This is a genomic window from Meiothermus taiwanensis WR-220 (assembly GCF_003568585.1).
Taxonomy (GTDB): Bacteria; Deinococcota; Deinococci; order Deinococcales; family Thermaceae; genus Meiothermus; species Meiothermus taiwanensis.
This window is the reverse complement of the sequence record NZ_CP021131.1, coordinates 155,517-173,394: the sequence shown is the minus strand read 5'-3', so window position 1 is coordinate 173,394 and position 17,878 is coordinate 155,517. Positions and strand designations below refer to the sequence as shown.

Sequence of the window (17,878 nt, the reverse complement as noted above, 5' to 3'; positions counted from 1 at the left end):
GAGGAGGCTAGGAATGAAACACCTCAAGCAGGCGTGGCTGGCAGCTTCGGTGCTCTGTGGAATCGCAGTGGCACAGGTCGAGCTCAGGCCCAACCAACAGTATCAGGGGGGCACGCAGGTTAGATCCTCAACCCTGGGAATTGGTTTTGCCCTCCCCAGGGGCTGGCTGGGTGTTTATAAAGAAGAAGGGGAACAGGCAGTGCTGGTGCTGGGTTCCAACAGTGTAGAAGGGGTTGGGTTGGTAATTTTCATGAAGAACCAGCCCCCGGCTCGGGTGGTAGAGGTGCTGAACGAGGCCCAGGATCTGGGAAACAACGTAGTGCTGCAACTGGTGGGTTCGGTCAGGACGCAGGGCTCGAGGGTAACCGCCCGTTACCTCAACGACCTGTACGTGGGGCGGGCCCTGGCCTTGCTGGGCTCGAGAAACCACGTGATTTACTTCTATGTCGGGCCACAAAAGAACGAAGCCCTGTATGCACAGCTTTTAGAAGGACTCGCCGGCTCTACCAGATTCCAGGCCCCCGTTGCGGCCCGGCCCCAGCTCGCACCCCCGGTTCCCGACGGCGCAGCCCGCCAGTGGACACAGTTTCTAGCTGGGAGCATGTTGAAGTACTTCTCCAGCTACAATTCGGGGGGTAGCAGCGGTGGCATTTCCGAAGAGCGCACCCTGCACCTGTGCTCCGATGGCAGCTTTGCCTATCTGGATCAAAGCCTCACCACCCTCAATGTGCCGGGTGCTTCGGCCTCGAGCGGAGGGCGTGGCCGGGCCGTGGGCCGCTGGCGTATCGAGTCGGCCACCCAAAACAGCGCCGTGCTGCTGCTGAATGTAGACGGCGGTGGGGTTGAGCGTGTGCGGATTGAATACGACGGCGAGAGAACCTTCCTTAACGGAGAGCGTTGGTTCCGAGTCCGGAGCGATGCCTGCCCCTAGCGCTCACCAAGGACTGCTCGCATTTCCCAAATACCACTCCGCTCATTCGAAAATACCAACGAACTTGGACGTTATGAAGTCGTTTCACGTCCTGGTAATCTCAAAATGGTCGCTGACACTCTCACGATTAAAGCGCGTGGGATTCCTGGTTCATCGTTGCCTGGCTACTATGCATAGGTCTTACGGCAACTCCCCAAGCGTTTTGCGTCTCCGCGTGCCTCGCGGCGACGGGAATCAACCGGATTCCTTCAGCGCGGATGTTTCGCGCTCTGCATTTAGGTCTCGTCGTGTACCGCACCACACCCGCACGTCCAAGTCCGGTCAGATTAGCCCAACCGTAGCGCCCGGCCTTCCCAGGCAGGTTCCGGGGCCACCTCCAGTAGCGCCGCCACCGTGGGGGCCAGCTCCAAAAGGCTCACCGGCGCGGTCAGGTGGGCCTGGGCCACCCCCGGCCCCCAGGCTATAAAGGGCACGGTCATGTCCTCGGGGCGCTCGGTACCATGCATCCGCTGGTGTCCGCCATGGTCGCTCATAACCAACAGCACCGTTTCGGGGGGCAACCCCGCCAGCACCTGCCCCAGCAAGGCGTCCACATGCGCCACCTGGCGCAGGTAGGCCGGGCTCATCCAGCCCTCCAGGTGCCCCACCTCGTCCACACTCCCCAGGTACAAAAAGGTGAAGTCGAGCTCGCCCGACCGGAGGTAGGGCAGGGCGGCCTCCACCACCCGCCGGTCGGAGACCTCCGGGTTGTGCTCGTAGGCGATGAGTTTGGCCACGGAGAGGCTGAGGGGCCGGGCCAGGTCGCGCAGGGGCTCCCAGGAGTAGAACATCCCGCTGCGCTTACGGGCTTGCCTGAGCACCTCAAATAGCCCCGGCACCGGGCGTGCCATCGGCACATAGGTGTTGGTTAGCACGTTGTGCCGCTCGGGGGGCAGGCTGTGAAAAAGGCTCATGTGGCAGGGCAGGGTAAGGCTGGGATATACCGACCGGGCGTTTAGGGTAAAGGCCCCTTCCCGCATGAGGGTTTGCAGGGTAGGAGCCGGGGCCGCCTCGAGGGCATCGGGTCGCAATCCATCAATGGTGACGTACAAAACTCTGGTCATAAGGCCCGCCCATCCAGACCCGCCTCGAGCTTTCCGCTCGATTTCCTGCTAGAAGCATCGGCATTCGATACGCTCGTCAACCCTTCCTAAAGCCCTTCGGCTTAGGCTCCCATCACACCAGAATCCAGGCGTCGTCGGGCACCCGGAGGCGCACCCGGTCGCCCCGCTGCAGCAGCACCTGGTTGGGCACAAACACCGTCCAGAGGTCGGGCCCCACCCGCACCAGTACCTGCTGCTCGGCCCCCAGGTAGGTCACCAGCTCCACCACCCCGCCAAAGGGGCCGTGGGGGCTCAGTTCGATGCGCTCGGGGCGCACCCCAATCTGGCCGTTGGGCGTAACCGGCAGGGCCACCTCATGCCCGCTGATGCGGAACCCGCCCGGTATTTTTTCCGGGGTAAAGAGGTTCATGGAGCCGATAAAGGTTGCTACGAAGGGGGTCTGGGGCCGGGTGTAGAGCTCCCTGGGCGAGCCAATCTGCTCGATGCGGCCCTGGTTCATCACCACCACCCGGTCGGACATGCTCATGGCCTCTTCCTGGTCGTGGGTTACCAGGAGGGTGGTGATACCCAGCTCGAGCTGAAGTCTGCGCAGTTCGGTGCGCAACCCGGCACGGATTTTGGCGTCCAGGGCCGAAAGGGGTTCGTCCAGGAGCAGCACCCTTGGCTCCGGGGCCAGCGCCCTTGCCAGGGCCACCCGCTGACGCTGCCCGCCCGAGAGGTTCTGCACCGGCCGGTTCTCGAAGCCCACCAGCCCCACCAGCTCGAGCATCTCCCCCACCCGCTTGCGCAGGCGCTCTGCCGGCCAGCGGGCCACCCGCAGCCCAAAACCAATGTTACCGGCCACGCTCAGGTTGGGAAAAAGGGCATAGTTCTGGAAAACCATCCCCACCCGCCGTTTTTCGGCAGGGAGATCGGTCACGTCCTGCTCTCCAAAGAACACCCGCCCCTGGTCGGGCCGCTCAAAACCGGCAATCATGCGCAAGGTGGTGGTCTTGCCGCAGCCCGAAGGGCCTAAAAGCGAGACCAGCTCACCGGGGGCCACCTGCAGGCTCACCCCCTCGACGGCGGTCTTACCCTGGAAGTGTTTGGATAGTGCCTTAAGTTGAATGCCCACCCGCTGCATTAAGTCGCCTCGCCCTCCTTTGTGGCTAGATCACCGATACCTTCGCATCTTTCCTGAGCGAGAGCGCCCAGAAGCCCAGCCCCCAGGCCGCCAAAAAGGACAGCACCGTAATGGCCGCGCTGCCGTTGCCGTCGGTGCGGGCTAGCTGCACCTGGTACACCGGCAGGGTCTCCCAGAGCGTGCCGATGAGAAGCTGGGTGAGGGCAAACTCGCCAAAGGCCGCACTAAAAGCCAGCACCCCGCCCGACAACACCCCCGGCAGCACCGTGGGCAGAATGACCCAGGCCAGGGTCTTGGCATCGTCGGCCCCCAGGCTGCGGGCGGCCTCGGCCAGGGTCTTGATATCCGCTGCGGCAAAGGCGTTGTCCACAGCCCGGTAGGCGTAGGGCAGGGATATCACCGTCACCGCCGCAATCAGCAGGAAGGGGGTCTGGGCCAGCTGCAGGGGGGGGCTCGAGTACAGCGAAATGAGCCCTACCGCCAGGATCACCCCGGGGAAGACAAAGGGCCACAGCGTCAGGAACTCCAGCACCCCCGCCACCCTGGGGTAGTACATCCGCACCACAAACAGGGTGGGCACCAGGAAGAAGATCGAGAGGGCCACCACCGAGAACGAGAGCAGCGCGGTGCGGCCCAGCGCGAGCCAGAAGCGCTGGTTCTCGAGCAGGTTGGCCCAGTGCTTAAGGGTATAGCCCTCGGGCAGCAGGGCCGTCCAGCTCGTAGCCACGCTGTAGGCCAGGGAGGCCAGGATGGGCAAAAACAGGTAAAGCCCCAGGGCTAGCAGCAGTGCACGTCGCAGTAGCTGGCTCATACCTGCTCCATCCGCGCGGCCCAGCGGCGGCTCAGGCGATAGACCACCAGCGATGCCGCCAGCACCAGGGCCATCATCAGGGCCAGGGTGGAGGCCAGCACCGGGTTATAGCCGATATCGCCCCCCACCTGGAAGCCGATCTGCAAGGGCAGCAGGTTGCGCTGGCCCTGGGTCAGGGCATAGACCGTGGCATAGGCCCCAAAGGCGTTGGCAAATAGCAGCACATACGAGCCCAGAACTGAGGGCAGAAGCACCGGCAACCCCACCCGCCACCAGAAACCCCAGGTGCTGCTGCCCAGGCTGCGGGCCGCCTCGAGCCACTCCCGCTGGATGGCGCCAAAGGCCGGTAGCATCAGCACCGTCATGAGCGGCCACTGGAAGTACAGGTAGACCCAGTACAGCCCCTCTTTGCTGTAGATATCCACCGTCGGCAGGCCCAACCCCTTCAGAATCAGATTGAAGAAGCCGTTGCCCCCCAGGAGCACAATGAAGGCAAAGGCCAGCGGCGGCCCGGCAAAGTTGGCCGCCACCGCTGAAAGACCGGTGGTAAACCGCTTGACGAAAGGATGGGCCGAGGACCACAAGGCCCAGGCCGTGAGGGTACCCAGGATGGCGCCCTGCAAAGCGCTGTAGAAGGCCAGCTCGAAGGAGTTGCGCAGGGCCCGGAGGTAGAGGGGCCGGGTGGCCTCCTGCCAGGAGGCCAGGCTAAACTGGCCCTCGTTCCAGAAAACCCGCGCCAGCAAAAGCCCTGGCAGCACCTCAAAGAGGAGCAAAAAACCCCCAAAGGCCAGGGCGATGCCCAGGCTGACCCAGCGCAGCCCCAGGCTCACAGCTTACCCCCTAAACTCTCCCCTCCCCGACCCTGGCCGGGGAGGTGGGTTGTAGCGTCTACCTGAACGACTTTCACGTTCACCAGAAAGCGGGGTTGGCTTGCTTTTGGTAAGGGTTAGTTCCCCACCACCTCGAGGGCCCACTTCTCACCCATGTCCTTGGCCACCGCCTCCATGTTCAGCCAGTTGGTAATGGGCTTGGCCACCTTGTACTGGGCCTGGGGCAGGAGGCCTTTCTCTACATCTTCGGGGAGCTTCACGTTGCGGATGGGCCGGGCCCCGGAGCGGGCAAAGGCAATCTGGCCTTCGTCGGAGAGGACGGTTTCCAGCCAGAGCTTGGCCGCGTTGGGGCGACGGGAGAACTTGTTGAGCACGGTCGCGTAGGGGCCATAGGTGGAGCCGTCGGTGGGAACTGAGATGGCCAGCTCAGGGATGTCCTTACGCCAGTTGAGGGCGCGGAAGTCCCAGTCCAGGGTGATGCCAATCTCGCCCTTGGCCAGCAGGTCTTTGGAGGGGGCCACCGGCTTGAGGTTGCCCGATTTGGCGAGCTGGGCAAAAAACTTGATGCCGGGGTCGATGTTGCGGTCGGAACCGCCGTTGGCAAAGGCCGCAGCAATCACCGCGTACTGCCCCAGCGCAGCCCGGCGTGGGTCGGCTACCGCCACCAGCCCCTTATACTCGGGTTTCAGGAGGTCTTTGAAGCTCTTGGGCGGGTTTTTAACCACCTTGGTATTGGTCACCAGCACGATGGTGCCGTAATAAGTAGCGGTGCAGCGGCCCAGGGGATCCTTGGCCCAGAGGGGGATCTCGTTCCAGCGGCTGGGCTTGTAGGCCATCAGGATATCCTCCCGGATGGCGATGGTGCAGAACTGGTAGCCAATGTCAAAGGCGTCGGCCACCGGGTTGTTGCGCTCGGCTTTCACCTTGGCAATCTCTTCGGCAGAAGACATATCAGTGTCGCTGTGTTTGAGGCCGTAGCGCTTGGTCATGATCTCGGCAATGGCCCCATAACCCGCCCAGTCTGCTGGCGAACCATAGGTTACGATCTGACCCTCTTTCTTGGCCCCATCAATCAGGGCCTGAAGACCCTGGGCCAAGGCAAACACACCAGCTACAACAATAGCGGAAATAACGAGTTTTCTCATGTATTTTCCTCCACCGGGCAAACTACGTAGTTTTTGTCAACTGTATGTCAGGTCTGCTCAGTTGCAGAGTCTAACATAAAAGGCTCGATGAGCAAGCGATCACTCGTAAAGCCACAGGCTTTTATCGTATGCACCCCTCACATACACCCACTGAGCCAGCGAAAGAGGGGCATGGGATTGACGGAGAAGCTACGCACACTGCGCAGCACGGGAACGTCAAGCCGGTGCAGGAAGCCCAGCAGCTGGTTGCGCAAAGCGGCCAGGGCCTGGGCCGCTTTGCGGGTGCGACAGGCATCCTCTCCCAGCACGATATCCCTCTTGTGATGAAGCCTGTTCTCTATCGCCCAGTGACCCCTGCCGAAAAAGGCCAGGGCAGGGCCTTTTCCAGGGCGACGACCTGCTCTTCCAGGGCCCACAGGAAGCGGTAGAGCCTGGGCGGGCAGGGATGTGTCGCTTTTTCTTCGGCCAAAGCCCATGGAAAGCAGCCAGTCGCGCCACTCCTGGATCCACCCAGGCTATCGAGAACAGGCGTGAGCAGGGTTTCAATCCTCACTCGAGCTCTCGCCCGAGTGCGACCGGGGCCACCAAAGGCCTGTCTGCTGGGCATATCGGTGTTTCAATCCTCACTCGAGCTCTCGCCCGAGTGCGACGCCTGGTGCTGGATGGCATTCTGGCGCGGTTTGCCGTTTCAATCCTCACTCGAGCTCTCGCCCGAGTGCGACAACAACTATAATGTGGATTTTGTTGGCCCATCGCAGTTTCAATCCTCACTCGAGCTCTCGCCCGAGTGCGACGAATACAGGGCGTACAGCACGGCGCATATCCAAGTTTCAATCCTCACTCGAGCTCTCGCCCGAGTGCGACGCACTGCCTTGTTCCCCCGCTGGAGGCCCCCTGTTTCAATCCTCACTCGAGCTCTCGCCCGAGTGCGACCTTATCTACCCAGGTATGCGAGTTGAGGGTTCCCCAGTTTCAATCCTCACTCGAGCTCTCGCCCGAGTGCGACCTTATCTACCCAGGTATGCGAGTTGAGGGTTCCCCAGTTTCAATCCTCACTCGAGCTCTCGCCCGAGTGCGACCCTCCACCGGCGTTGGGTGAATATTACGCATTGCGGCAGTTTCAATCCTCACTCGAGCTCTCGCCCGAGTGCGACGTTGGAGTTGGATGATGTGGTAGCTGCCGTCGCGGAAGTTTCAATCCTCACTCGAGCTCTCGCCCGAGTGCGACGCGCGTCTACTTCATACTATCTCCGCTGTCCGCCCTAGTTTCAATCCTCACTCGAGCTCTCGCCCGAGTGCGACTCGAGGTCGAGCCGCATGTCCCCGTGGTCGAGCAGGTTTCAATCCTCACTCGAGCTCTCGCCCGAGTGCGACAAGCCCGGAGGGGTTGTACAGCCGGTAGCGCCCATAGTTTCAATCCTCACTCGAGCTCTCGCCCGAGTGCGACCCCCACCAGCATCACAAACTTCCCCATCTCGGGGGTTTCAATCCTCACTCGAGCTCTCGCCCGAGTGCGACCCAGTGGCCGCTGAGAGCGCGGCCAGTGAAGCGTTTCAATCCTCACTCGAGCTCTCGCCCGAGTGCGACCGACTCACCGACTCCAACGCCCTCGAGCCACTCGTTGTTTCAATCCTCACTCGAGCTCTCGCCCGAGTGCGACGTTCGCAGACCTCGATGGCATACGGTGTGTTGCTGGTTTCAATCCTCACTCGAGCTCTCGCCCGAGTGCGACGGTGGCCTCCGGATTAACTGGTTCTAGTATTTGTTCGTTTCAATCCTCACTCGAGCTCTCGCCCGAGTGCGACAATGTGATATGGAGTTGGTGGAGGTGGCGCATGCCTAAGTTTCAATCCTCACTCGAGCTCTCGCCCGAGTGCGACACCCTGCCCCAGTGGCGCAGCCCTGCCCGTTTCGCCGGTTTCAATCCTCACTCGAGCTCTCGCCCGAGTGCGACGCAGCGGTATGGAATCACATCCAGGACGATATATGTTTCAATCCTCACTCGAGCTCTCGCCCGAGTGCGACCCCTGAAGTTTCCCCGCATAGAGCTTTCCTACCTGGTTTCAATCCTCACTCGAGCTCTCGCCCGAGTGCGACGCGGGGGCATCGAGGGAATCGCCTGCTGGAGCCACGAGTTTCAATCCTCACTCGAGCTCTCGCCCGAGTGCGACGATTCCCTTTGCCTTGAGCCGATCAAAGATTTCCATGTTTCAATCCTCACTCGAGCTCTCGCCCGAGTGCGACTGCGAAGGTGGTGGGCAGGAGTCGAGCCCAAAAAACGTTTCAATCCTCACTCGAGCTCTCGCCCGAGTGCGACACCCTTCGGCTTCCAGCAATCCAGCGGGGCTCCCAGGGTTTCAATCCTCACTCGAGCTCTCGCCCGAGTGCGACGCTTTTTCCATATGATGGAAAAGTGGCTGGCGCGTTTCAATCCTCACTCGAGCTCTCGCCCGAGTGCGACGGCCTCATCCTAGCGTACGTGCTGGACGGGTTTCAAGAGGCCGTTTGCGCGAACCCCCTCAAAAAGGCCTCCGACGCAGGGTGGGGGAAGGTGGGGGGAAAACGGGTTTTCAATGTCCCCTAGCCGCTTTCTCGCTTTGCGCGAACCCCCCCGGGTTTTGCCACCTGCTTGGGGTTCGCGCAAAGGTGAGACCGGCTACAAAAAAGAGGATGCCTCCATCGCGCATACCTCGGCTTCATAGTATCATACGGCGTATACGATAAAAGCCTCTAAACTAACTAGGCTTTTATCACGAAGGGCACAACAACTGGTAGAGTTCGTTGGGGTTGGCAGAGAAGTAGCGAATGGAGCGCAGTGGGGATAGGTTGTGGAGATGTAAAAGGTTGATGAGCACATCACGGAAATACATCAACCCAGCGGCCCCCTTGCGGCTGCGGGAAGCGTCTTCACCAAAGACGGTATCGCGGGGGTGGTGCAGGCGGTTCTCTACCTGCCAGTGCCCGCGCCAAAGGGCATAGAAGTCCTGAGGGGTGCGGACCAGCGAGGTGATGGCATGGTCGGTCTCCTCGCTGACCTGGCCGCTGTCTTTGTGGATGACCTGGCGGTGCATGCGAAGAGCGTAGGTGGAACCGGCAAAGCCACTGACGCTGGGAGGCATGGGGGCGATGCTCAGTGTCCAGATCCACAACGCCGGGTGGGGTGGGTATGTGTCCAGGGCCCAGGCTATCAGCTGCTGCAGGTCTTTCTGGTTACTCTTGACCGTGAAGAGGTAGCCCCCTTTTGCGCCACCACCTGCTGGGCCAGGGTCGGGCTCATCACCCCAGCATCCCCCGTAATCAGCCAGTCCACCCCCAGGTCGCTCATCCGCACCAACCAACCCTCGGCTGCCTTGGCCTCGCTGGTCGTAACCGCCGTGCTACCCAGGCTCAGCCCCAATCCCTGCACCAAGGTGGAGAGGAAGACCAAAGCCGCCTCACCCTTGCGGCCCCGCCGGGTACCTCGCAGATGTTTGCCATCGGTGGCTATGGCCAGCGGCTCTTCCCGGCCCAGCGCCCGCAGCACATCCTGGGCCCAGGCCAGCATGGCCTCCTGCAAGGCTGCCAACTGCCCATCCAGGAACCAGAAGAAGCGATACATCGTGGCCTGGGCGGGCAGTTTGCGTTGCCCGAAGCGGTTGCGTAGCTTCAGGGTGTTCAGCAGGTACTTCTCCTGATCCCTGATCCAGTGGGCGATGGCCAGGATATTTGTCCGACCGCTGCCCAGGGCCATCAGACTGATCAGCATCAGGTTTTCCCATTCATGCTCGGTCTTCAGATATTCCCTCGGATCGGGTATCTCCGCCAGGTATGGCAAGGGCTGGGTATCTGTGTGGGATTCATAGGCTCTTATGATAAAAGCCTGGTTAGTTTATAAACCACCCCAATCTAGGCTATGATCCGGTAAAATCAGAATCCTACAACGATCTACATGGAAATGAAAACTCAACCTGCCAACCCCCTTATAGCAGTGACTCTTACTACCACAGCTTGACCCAACCCCGCACTACGCCATGTAAGTACCTATGCCGAGGTAACAATGAACCTCACCCCTAGTCAAGCCTTTCACCACATTAAGGAATCTCTAGCCCAGTATCTGGAGACTCAATACAAGATATCTCATCCGGCAATCTACGCTGAGCGCGGCCACATCCTTAGAGATAAGGGGGTGATTGCCCAAACGCCATTCATTGAGGCTACGCCGAGTTTCATGGCCGGCCACAAGCTGGCTGAATTGGAAGACCTAGCACCAGACAAGGTTCCCTTGGGTCTAGCTGAACTGATGAGGCACGGCGTTCCTGTGGACAAGTTCCCTCTTTACGCTCACCAGGAACAGGCCTTGCTCTCAGCTATGAGCGACCAACCCAACCTGCTGGTAGCTACCGGTACCGGCTCCGGCAAGACTGAGGCATTCCTCCTCCCCATCCTGGCCGATATCCTGCGCGAGGCCAAAACGTGGGAAGCGCCTTCTGGCCAGGCCAGGCCCGGCGAATACGACACCGCCAATAACCTATGGCTCCACAGCCGCCGCCACGAACGCCGTCCCGCTGCGGTGCGGGCCATCGTCCTTTATCCCATGAACGCATTGGTCAACGACCAACTCACCCGCTTGCGCCGGGTGCTGGCTAGGGGCGACTCTCCTGATTGGCAGCGCAGCAACCTCAACGGCAACGTCATCCACTTCGGGATGTACACCAGCATCACCCGCCTCAGCGGCCTTTGGACTCAGAAGCAACGCCGTGACCGGATGGCCGAGTACCTGAAGGATGTCGAAGAGGACTGGGCGAGGCTAACGCCTGACCTACGTGATACCGGTGGATGGCCCCGGCCATCCAGCCCGGAGATGCTCTGCCGCTGGGACATGCAGGCCGCGCCCCCCGATATCCTGGTGACCAACTATTCAATGCTCGAGTACATGCTGGTGCGCCCCATCGAGAACCACATTTTTGAGCTGACCCGCAGGTGGCTCGAATCCAACCCCGAAGCCCGCCTTACCTTGGTGCTGGACGAGGCCCACACCTACACCGGAGCCAAGGGTACCGAGGTCGCCTATCTGGTTCGCCGCCTCAAGGAGCGACTCGGCCTCGAGGCTGGCTCCGCGCAATTCCGGGCCATCGCCACCACTGCCTCAGTCCCTCCAGGTGCTGACGACGAGTTGAAGCAATTCGTCAGTGACCTATTCGGCGAACCGGCAGCTCGCTTTACTCTCGTCCGAGCTGCCCACCGCCCAACTCGGCCCGATGAGCGCCCTAAAGATCTTCGTACTCTTGAGGCTTACGAGACTTTCCAGCGCAACTTCCGCCTGCAGGAGCCCTGGCCGGCCATCGAGCAATTGGCCCAAGATTTGGATCTGGGCGCGGTAGACCACACGGTAAAGCCGGAAGTGGCCTTGTATCGCCTCCTAGATCAAGACCCTTACATTGAGTGGGTGCGGCAGCGCACGGCCCGTAAGGCTACCCCGCTGGACCAACTCGCCCAGGAGTGCTGGGGGGAGGTGGGTACCAAGGAGCAGCGCGAGCGAGCCACGGCAGGGGTTCTGGCCGCTGGGAGCTTCGCCCGCTCCGACGAAAACAAGGACACTCCGCCCCTGCTCTCTATGCGTGTGCACGCCTTCTTCCGGGGCATTCCTGGCCTGTGGGCCTGTATGGATCCCAACTGTGCCGAGTGCTCCCCGGGGGAGGATCGTCCGGTGGGCAAACTGTACACTGAACCGCGGCCTTGGTGTGATTGCGGGGCACGGGTTCTGGAGGTCTTCACCTGCCGACACTGCGGCTTGCTATTCCTTGGGGGTATCCCGGACCAGGCCAAGGGAAGCCTGTGGCCTTGGAGCGACGACCTGAGCGGGGAGCGGCAGAACCTCAAGGAGTTTCGGCTGTTCGGGGTAGAAGCCCCGGATGCTGATGCCGTGCCGCAATATCGCTCCACTCGCACCACCCTGCACGTAGCCAAGGATGATCCCCATGCTCGGCCGAGTTTCGAGATTAATCCTACCCGTGACAAGAACAATGTTGAAATCAGCCCCTTTCCCAACCAGTGCCCCCGCTGCCGCCGCTACCGCCAGCCCGGCGCAGACGGGCGGGAAGTCATCGAGCCCCTGCGCACCAAAGGGGTCCAATCCTTCGCGGTAATCGTTGAAGAGAGCTTCCGCAACCAGCCCCGCTCATCCAGTCAAGGCCCCAACTACGGTCGCAAGGCGATGCTTTTCAGCGACTCCCGCCGCCAAGCCTCCACGCTGGCGGCAAGTCTAAAACAGAACCATATGGCGGACCTCTTTCGCCAACTGCTGTACCGTGTCCTGCACACATGTGAGCGCTGCAACGGGTCTGGGGAGATTGAGGAGCGCGGCGAATTCCGCATCGGCCAACCCCGGACTGTGCGGCGCGTTCCTTGCCCAGGATGCGAGGGCACAGGTCGTGCTGCTAATCCCGCACCCAAGGACTACAAAACCCTCAAAGGCCAGGTAATCGAGCTTCAGCTCGAGCGGGCGATTAACCCCACCGGAGAGAGGGTGCCTGATTTTTTTGCTCGTTATGAGGCGGGTGATCCCAAGTGGAGCGAGGAGGCCGAGAAACACTTCGACGTGGCGCTCCTGCGGGAGATCACCGAGGAGCAGTTCTCCCTCGAACCGCTTGGCTTGGCCAAGTGGCGCGTGCCCTTGAACTCTGAAATCGGCAATTTCGACGCACTGACTGGAGAGGAATCCAAGCTATTGATCCAGTCAGTGACCCGGTTGCTGGCCACTGAGAACATAGTTACTGCTCCAGAGCCTCACAAACCGTGGGCCTGGGATTATACACTCGTTCAAGACCACGAGCGAAGAGTGCTTTACCGCGGTGAAAGGATGCTCGACTATGAATTCGGAACTGCTGTGCCGTTCAACCGTCTTCAACACCGGAAACTCGGGCGTTATATCGCCGCGATTGGGCGCAAGCTGCTTCAATTAGGACGCCTGGATGGGCCAGCAGGCTTAGAACGTTGGGCAGAAAAACTTGAAAATGATCTCTGGGAGGCTCTGAACCAGTTATCCATCCTCGAGGACTCTGGGAGGTCAATTCCAAAGGCCAGATACCAAAAGCCAAAGGGTATCCGGCTGAACCGCTTCGTGCTATACCCGATCGGTGCGCAGGTGGCCCGCTGCCGCTCCTGTACCTATGTCATGAGCGAAGCCCTGCTCAATACCTGCATTCGCTGCGGTCAGGAAACCGAGCAGGTCCCTGTAGAATCCATTCGGAACTACTTTCGTCAGGCATCCCTCTATGCACTTCCCGGTAGCCCTTTCGACGATCCATTTCCCTTACGTGCAAGCGAGCACACTGCACAGGTTGCCTCTAAGGAGGCCCGCGATGAGGAGCGTTGGTTCCAGGACTTCTTCCACGGCGATCAAAACCGGTTGGATCGGCGGGTGGATGTGCTCTCGGTGACCACCACCATGGAGATGGGCATTGATATCGGCAGCTTGCTCTTCGTAGGGCTGCGCAACGTGCCTCCTACAGTAGCCAACTACCAACAAAGAGCAGGCCGGGCAGGCAGGCGCGGCAGCGCTCTGGCCACTGTGTTCACTTTTGCGCAAAACAGGAGCCATGACCAGTATTACTTTGATCGCCCCCCAGAAATCGTCAGTGACCCCCCACGAGTGCCAAGCCTTCACCTGGAGAACGAGGTTATCGCTCGGCGGCACGTGCGGTCGCTGGTGCTGCAAAGCTTCTTCAGCCACCACCGCCAGGAACTGGGCGCGGGGCTTTTTGCGAGTTGGGGGACAGTGGCGGAGTTTGGATCCAACCAGACTGCTGATCAGATGCGGCAGTACTTGGCTACGAACCGAGCCACCTTGATCGAGCGATCCAAACGGGTGGTGCACCCCAAGTTCTTCAGCGAGATCCCTGGTTGGCTGGATGCGTTGGTAGATGAGGTGCAGGAGGTAGTCATCCAGCGCTTTCCTAACGATGAGTTGTTTCAAGTGCTAATCCGTTCAGGTTTCCTCCCAAGCTATGCCTTCCCCATTGACGTAGTCTCCTTGACCATTCCTAACGACACTGCCGTTGGGGAGGACGAAGAATACGAAACCGCGAACGTCATGCAGCGTGAGTTGAAGATCGCTATTGCTGAATATGCTCCTGGGGCGGAGGTGGTCCGGCAAAGCAACCAGGTGACCTACAAATACAAGAGCGTGGGGGTTCACGCCCCCTTTGAACGCGAACCTGACTACAGCGCCGAAGGGATCCTCGTGGAGTGCCGCGACTGCCGGGCAGTCTCCCTACTCCAGGTAGAGGCGACTCCACCCGATCGCTGCGAGGTCTGCGGTGGGTTTGACCTGGACCTTCTGCACTACCTGCGCCCTAAAGGCTTTACAGTGGACGGAGCCCTGCCAGATAGCGGCCGTCAGGTCTATATAGCCAATGAGGGTGAAGAGCGTAGCGGTCAAGCATCTCCTGCCCGACTGCTGACAGGTGAAACTGCCTTCAGTATAGGCCATTCTCGGGCACCCTACGCCAACCGACTATATACCAACGTCCGTGTGGGGGATTTGGTCATCAGCAACCGGGGTCCGAACCCCCGATTCCCAGGCTATCTAATCTGCCCGACCTGCGGGCGCGCGCTAGACCCAAACGACCCCCAACCTCACAAGCGCCCGGCTGATGTGCCCCCTCACTTCCCACCGCGCGGACCACGGAGAGGCTCTTGGTGTCCCACACGCCCCCCGTACACTAACCAGGTCATACTGGCCCACCCGTTCCGCTCAGAGGTCATTCTCCTGGCGAGCGACCTCCCGGACTCGCTGGACGCGCCCTTCAACGAGCCCTCAGGTCAGTCTATCTGGTACTCCTTCGGCACCCTGGTAGCTAACGCCGCTACAAGGGTGCTCCAGATTGACCCGGGGGAACTCAAGATTGGAGTGCGGCCCGTACAGCGGGCTCCAGGACGCATCCATGGTGAGGTGTTTCTGTATGACGATGTGCCCGGTGGAGCTGGTTATGCCCGGGCCGTGGACCGCAAGCTCGAGGAGATCCTGGAAAAAGCCCTGCAACTAGGTCGACAGTGCAAGAATCCTCACTGCGCTGGGGCCTGTTATCAGTGCTTGTTTGACTACCGCAACCAGACCCTCCACCCCATCCTCGACCGCCATTTGGGCGCTGATCTTCTTAATTACTTACTCCAAGGCAGCCTCCCAAAACTCGACCAACACCGAATAGACGCCTGCGGCCGAGCGCTAGCTGAATATGCCAAAGCAGACTGGAAAGTCCACCTGGGCACGGAGATTGGAGGAATTTATTTCCCCGTGGTTCTAGAGAGGGCCTCAGGAGAGCAGGTGGGCCTGTGGGTCATTCACCCGCTCATAGCTCGGCCCAGCCTCGAGGCACGTCAACAAATTCTGGCAGAGCACGGCATCCGCTGCGCGGTGTTTACCTCCTTCGACCTTGAGCGCCGACCCTTCTGGGTGCTCAACCAATTGGCACGCTCATGAACCGGTCTAAGTTCGATTGGACGGTGGAGCCACGGCATCAGTGGCCTCCACGTGGTAAGCCCCGCCCCCCTTTTGGTCCCACAGCAATCGAGATCATGCGCTCGTGTCCCCTGCGCCTCTTCTTTGAGCGCTCGAGGGGCTATGAGCCCAGGGTAAGCTTTGATGGCCGTATTGGCATCGCCTTTCACCGTACCCTGGAATCGCTCACCAAATCCCCGCCATCAGGCACTAAGGGAGAAGTTGCCGAAGCGGTGAGTCACCGTTTCCAGCGTGAATTGGCCACCCAGGAGGCTGAAGCGAATCAACGCCCCCGCGAGTGGGGCCTGCCCCGTAACCGCGAGCGCATCCATAAGGCCCTTGAAGCGCTGCTCTCGATTGCGCAACACTTAGGCCAAAATCAGCTTAGGTCTAGACGATCAGTTGCCTGCTCAGAAAATGTGTCAGGTACTGCCAGAGATATCAAGGTAGAAGTAGAGGTGGACGTCATAGGGGCCGGTGGTTTGTTACGCGGCCGGATCGACCGTGTCGAGCACCAACCAGGAGGGATTTACCTTTTCGATTACAAGTCTGCTCTACGTGAGGATATACCCGAGCGCTATGAACGCCAAGTTCAACTCTATGCAGCCATGTGGTTTGAAACGCGGGGAACTTGGCCAGCCCGCGCGCTCCTGGTATATCCCTTGACCGGTGCCAGCCATGAGGTTCCAGTTAATCCTGTGGCCTGCCAAGCGATCATCAGTGAAACAGTGAATCTCATACGTACGGTGGATGAAGTCTCGGAGCCTGGTGCACTGGCGACCCCTGGTGATGTATGTAAGGTGTGTTCCTTCCGGCCCTGGTGTCAACCCTTCTGGGATTGGCAACGAAGCGAATCTAGCCATATGGTAGCCCTCGAGCGGTCAGGCCTAGGTGTCGAAGGGGTGGTGCGTGAGGTTCGACGCCTCGATCACCATATCAAACTGGTGCTTCACTGGCGCAAGGTTGAGGTCCTTCTAGTCTTCGCCCAGGATCGCTTTCCGCACCTCAGCCACGTGCAAATAGGTGACCATTTACGCATTCTCGATGCCCCCCTCCGAGGACTAATGCACAGCCCGCGAGCGACCATAGATGAGCTTTCTGAGGTTTTCTTCCTTAGACTGTGAGAAGCGCAGGTGCCCGATATGATACGTCCCGCCTTGAAGTCACCCCCTGACCTCGTATGCACACCCGAAACACTCGATTCTAACCGAGAAACCCCCGATACATCGGATTCGCCGGAGCAACTCAGAGCCGACATTCTGGCCCACCTCTCAGCCCTTGGGGTAAGCACTAACGGTCAAGTGGGGAAAGCCCTGGATAAGGAGACCATCCGAGCAGCCCACGCCCATCAACGGGATCTGTTGCTGAAAAGGGAGGTTGGGGCTCTCAGACCACGTTTAGAGAGGTACCTGCCGTACTTCGCCGACGGCAGGGATGTCGAACCCGATAAGATCCAACCGAAACTCATCCCGGTGAACGCTGAGGACTGGACTGGGGAATTGTTTCGCCTGGCCACCACGTTATGGTCAGTGCCCGTTTCCAGAGGCTTTGGTCGGCGAATGCGTTACTTGGTGATGGACTGTAGCAACAGCAAACTCATAGGGGTTTTCGCCCTAGGCGACCCTGTATTCAACCTACGGGCACGGGACCAGTGGATTCGCTGGAACGCACAGGACCGCAGGGAGCGGCTAGTCAACGTCATGGACGCTTACGTGGTGGGAGCTGTTCCGCCTTACTCCCATTTGCTGGGGGGCAAGTTGGTAGTCTCGCTGATTGGTTCACGGGAGGTGTCGGAAGACTTCAGCCAGCGCTACGGAACCATGGAGGGCATTATCAGTAAGAAGCAGAAGAGAGCTCGACTAGTCTTGGTTACGGTCACCTCGGCTTTAGGGCGTTCTTCCCTATACAACCGTCTTCACCTCCGGGCTGCCCCCAATCCCTTCGACCCTAGTGCACCCACGCTGGTTAAGCTCGTGCGCATCGGCGTAACCGAGGGCTATGGCCACTTTCATTTGGACGGCGAACTCTTTGGGCGCTTGCGTAATATGCTGATTCAGCACAATCATAAGTACGCCAACGGGCATCAGTTTGGTGACGGCCCTAACTGGCGTATTCGAGTGGCGCGGGTCGGGTTTGAGATGCTGGGGCTCAGTCCGGATCTGGTACGCCATGGGATAAGCCGCGAAGTCTACGCCATGCCCCTAGCTGAGAACTTCGATCAGGTACTGCGGGGTGAGGTGAAACGTGCCATCTTGCATCGGCCAACCCTTAAAGAGGTGGCCAAAGCAGCCCTGCTTCGCTGGGTTCTTCCTCGCGCTGAGGAACGACCCGAGTACCGTGAGATAAACCGGGAGGTTTATCTCGCTCATCTGCTAAAAAACTAGTCTATTTCCAGTAGCAGCAGGTTCGATATACGATCAACTCTAGGGCCGGTGCGTGAATTCACGCTACCAACGA

General features: G+C 60.0%; 12 protein-coding genes and 1 CRISPR repeat array. Of the genes, 4 read left to right on the top strand and 8 right to left on the bottom strand.

Going from position 1 to position 17,878, the window contains the following annotated elements:
* The first annotated feature begins 13 nt into the window (after positions 1-13).
* Positions 14-931 (top strand): hypothetical protein, encoded by a 918-nt coding sequence (locus MTAI_RS14570; protein WP_027888999.1) that lies wholly within the window; start codon positions 14-16, stop codon positions 929-931.
* 326 nt (positions 932-1,257) lie between these two features.
* Here MTAI_RS14570 and MTAI_RS14565 read toward each other — a convergent pair whose 3' ends face one another.
* The 8 genes from MTAI_RS14565 to MTAI_RS15480 all read right to left on the bottom strand — a co-directional run bounded on the left by MTAI_RS14565 (position 1,258) and on the right by MTAI_RS15480 (position 9,757).
* A complete protein-coding gene (locus MTAI_RS14565; RefSeq protein ID WP_081698442.1) occupies positions 1,258-2,034 on the bottom strand; it encodes an alkaline phosphatase family protein in 777 nt (258 codons plus the stop codon).
* Positions 2,035-2,146: 112 nt separating this feature from the next.
* A complete protein-coding gene (locus tag MTAI_RS14560) occupies positions 2,147-3,157 on the bottom strand; it encodes an ABC transporter ATP-binding protein (protein ID WP_027888997.1) in 1,011 nt (336 codons plus the stop codon).
* 25 nt (positions 3,158-3,182) lie between these two features.
* Positions 3,183-3,968: an ABC transporter permease gene (locus tag MTAI_RS14555; protein WP_036197688.1), complete on the bottom strand. Its 786-nt coding sequence runs from the start codon at positions 3,966-3,968 to the stop codon at positions 3,183-3,185.
* Entirely contained in the window at positions 3,965-4,798 is an 834-nt protein-coding gene (locus MTAI_RS14550) for an ABC transporter permease (RefSeq protein ID WP_027888996.1), read from the bottom strand. The genes MTAI_RS14555 and MTAI_RS14550 overlap by 4 nt, the downstream gene beginning before the upstream one ends.
* Before the next feature lie 116 nt (positions 4,799-4,914).
* A complete protein-coding gene (locus MTAI_RS14545) occupies positions 4,915-5,943 on the bottom strand; it encodes an extracellular solute-binding protein (protein ID WP_027888995.1) in 1,029 nt (342 codons plus the stop codon).
* A gap of 137 nt (positions 5,944-6,080) precedes the next feature.
* Positions 6,081-6,251 carry a hypothetical protein gene (locus MTAI_RS15770; protein WP_155915776.1) on the bottom strand — a complete coding sequence of 57 codons (171 nt, stop codon included), beginning with the start codon at positions 6,249-6,251 and terminating at the stop codon, positions 6,081-6,083.
* 231 nt (positions 6,252-6,482) lie between these two features.
* Positions 6,483-8,404: direct repeats of the CRISPR family, unit length 37 nt; unit sequence GTTTCAATCCTCACTCGAGCTCTCGCCCGAGTGCGAC.
* 289 nt (positions 8,405-8,693) lie between these two features.
* The gene (locus tag MTAI_RS15485) at positions 8,694-9,014 is read right to left on the bottom strand and encodes a hypothetical protein (protein ID WP_119361873.1); all 321 of its coding nucleotides are present in this window, start codon (positions 9,012-9,014) and stop codon (positions 8,694-8,696) included.
* A gap of 116 nt (positions 9,015-9,130) precedes the next feature.
* On the bottom strand, positions 9,131-9,757 hold the full coding sequence (locus MTAI_RS15480) for a transposase family protein (RefSeq protein WP_245453148.1): 627 nt from the start codon (positions 9,755-9,757) through the stop codon (positions 9,131-9,133).
* Between the two features lie 222 nt (positions 9,758-9,979).
* Between MTAI_RS15480 and MTAI_RS14530 the strand changes: the two genes are divergently transcribed.
* From MTAI_RS14530 to MTAI_RS14520, 3 genes are read left to right on the top strand one after another with little or no spacing between them, the layout of a single operon-like run.
* Positions 9,980-15,403, top strand: a complete 5,424-nt coding sequence (locus MTAI_RS14530) for a Zn-binding domain-containing protein (RefSeq protein ID WP_027888910.1) — start codon at positions 9,980-9,982, stop codon at positions 15,401-15,403.
* Positions 15,400-16,545 (top strand): RecB family exonuclease, encoded by a 1,146-nt coding sequence (locus tag MTAI_RS15765; protein WP_081698438.1) that lies wholly within the window; start codon positions 15,400-15,402, stop codon positions 16,543-16,545. Before MTAI_RS14530 ends, MTAI_RS15765 begins: the two co-directional genes overlap by 4 nt.
* Positions 16,546-16,563: 18 nt before the next feature.
* Positions 16,564-17,805 carry a Druantia anti-phage system protein DruA gene (locus MTAI_RS14520; protein ID WP_081698439.1) on the top strand — a complete coding sequence of 414 codons (1,242 nt, stop codon included), beginning with the start codon at positions 16,564-16,566 and terminating at the stop codon, positions 17,803-17,805.
* Positions 17,806-17,878: the final 73 nt, after the last annotated feature.

Bases quoted from the DNA above. Each gene is read 5' to 3' on its own strand.
- MTAI_RS14570 (WP_027888999.1), top strand. From the start codon at position 14: ATGAAACACCTCAAGCAGGCGTGGCTGGCAGCTTCGGTGCTCTGTGGA.
- MTAI_RS14565 (WP_081698442.1), bottom strand. From the start codon at position 2,034: ATGACCAGAGTTTTGTACGTCACCATTGATGGATTGCGACCCGATGCC.
- MTAI_RS14560 (WP_027888997.1), bottom strand. From the start codon at position 3,157: ATGCAGCGGGTGGGCATTCAACTTAAGGCACTATCCAAACACTTCCAG.
- MTAI_RS14555 (WP_036197688.1), bottom strand. From the start codon at position 3,968: ATGAGCCAGCTACTGCGACGTGCACTGCTGCTAGCCCTGGGGCTTTAC.
- MTAI_RS14545 (WP_027888995.1), bottom strand. From the start codon at position 5,943: ATGAGAAAACTCGTTATTTCCGCTATTGTTGTAGCTGGTGTGTTTGCC.
- MTAI_RS15485 (WP_119361873.1), bottom strand. From the start codon at position 9,014: ATGCACCGCCAGGTCATCCACAAAGACAGCGGCCAGGTCAGCGAGGAG.
- MTAI_RS14530 (WP_027888910.1), top strand. From the start codon at position 9,980: ATGAACCTCACCCCTAGTCAAGCCTTTCACCACATTAAGGAATCTCTA.
- MTAI_RS15765 (WP_081698438.1), top strand. From the start codon at position 15,400: ATGAACCGGTCTAAGTTCGATTGGACGGTGGAGCCACGGCATCAGTGG.
- MTAI_RS14520 (WP_081698439.1), top strand. From the start codon at position 16,564: ATGATACGTCCCGCCTTGAAGTCACCCCCTGACCTCGTATGCACACCC.